We start from the raw sequence: 1649 nt of genomic DNA on the forward strand, positions 1-1649 counted from the left end.
CTGTATAACACAAGCAACCCCTGTGAAAATAAGGGAGCTTCTCATGGTCATTTCCGTAACATCAGAGGGAAGATGAAAGGCAGCTCCGATTGAAATGGGCACTACTACGGTATTTGCAAAAATAAAAAACAGCCATTGAAAAGAAGAAAATAGAGTCACAGTTGATCTCAAGCTTTGCATTGTTTCCATCTCCTTTGAACTTTGAACACGATACTTTCTAAGCTTCTTGCGAATATATGGCTTCCTCCATAACTCTTTTCCCCTTAAAGGCAGTTGAAAGGACAACACCAATGATTATTAATAGCGCACCGAATAGTTGTGATGGTGTGACGCTATTTTTCAGCACAACCAACCCGACCAACATGGCAACAAAGGGCTCTAAGTTAAGAAACATAGATGCTTTAGATGCTCCTACAATCTGAATTTGATTATTCCAGATTAAAGTGCAAATTCCATGCATAATGATTGCGGTTACTATTAAAAGGACCCAAGGCCACGGCTCCCTGCTCATTTGTTGGGGCGACTCGGATAATAGAGCAATGGGCAACAGACCGCCAAATCCAATTAAGTTTGAATAAAGAGTTATAGTAATGGAATGGTTTCTCTCAGTAAGCTTCCTAATCATGATAATGGATATGGAAAAAGAAAGCATCGTAAGAAATATCCAAATTAGGCCAATTGAAAGATGGAGCGTTCCACCACTTGCAATAACTAAGAAAACACCTGCCAATGCAACGATTGATCCTAATAAAAATCTCTTTGTTAATCTTTCCCTCAGAAAAACTGCAGCCAAAAGGGCTGTAGTAATAGGGGCGAGGGCAAGTATTAATGCCGAAGTTGTCGGATGAGCTGTTTCTAGAGCGGCATAAAAGGTCCATTGATTGATAAACGTTCCAATGAATCCTAGCAGAATCATTGTTAACCAGTCCTTTTTTTGAATCGAATTCCATTTCTTCTTCTTTAAAGCGTATAAGGCAATAAAGATAATGATAAAAAATAACCTTGTTGCTGAAAGCAGCATAGGAGGGAAGTCCTTGACTAGTATAGCCCCAAAAACAAAATTACTTCCCCAGCATATTACACAAATAAGCAATAGTAAATAAGACCCGATCATGTTAAGCAGCCTGCTTTCTTTGTCTTTCATTAACCAAAACGAAAAAGGAAATCTGGACGTGTCCAGAGATCCTTTTTTTGGGTTAGCATTACACGTTAATTGATTGATTTTGTAGATATAGTGAACCGGAAACTATATTTCCCTTGTAAAATACCGCTTTACGCTCAGAGCGCCTTGCAACTGCTTCAGCAGAACAGCCGGCATCAATTAACACCAGGCTAGCAGCATCCCCTACTTTTGGCCATACCTGGTTACCATCTTTATCTAATGGAGTTTTGCCGCCAGTTATATACCTTAGTGTTTGGGACAGAGAGACTTCATCAACCCACTTGAAACGTTCTGCTAACCGTCCAGCTCTTTCTAGAATATCACCATTTCCTAGAGGTGACCATAAATCAAAGATATTATCGTTCCCTACTGATACCTCAACCCCTCTTTCATGTAACAAATCAACCGGAGGCATTTGTCTGTTAATAGGTACACTGGTTACGATGGAAATCCCTGCATCCCTTAAAATATCAGCAAGCTCATAGGC

The 1649-nt window shown here is 39.8% G+C and carries 3 protein-coding genes; all 3 read right to left on the reverse strand.

Going from position 1 to position 1649, the window contains the following annotated elements; translation table 11 throughout:
* Nucleotides 1–180 (reverse strand): solute carrier family 23 protein (locus AC1DUW_RS28000; RefSeq protein ID WP_477644076.1); only part of this gene is annotated, 180 nt, incomplete at its 3' end.
* A gap of 37 nt (nt 181–217) precedes the next feature.
* Complete coding sequence (locus tag AC1DUW_RS28005) at nt 218–1144, reverse strand: DMT family transporter (RefSeq protein ID WP_477644077.1); 927 nt, start codon at nt 1142–1144, stop codon at nt 218–220.
* Nucleotides 1145–1202: 58 nt separating this feature from the next.
* The coding region (locus AC1DUW_RS28010; protein WP_477644078.1) for an amidohydrolase family protein at nt 1203–1649 on the reverse strand (447 nt) is incomplete at its 5' end.

This window comes from Peribacillus sp. P4_C12, assembly GCF_056402095.1.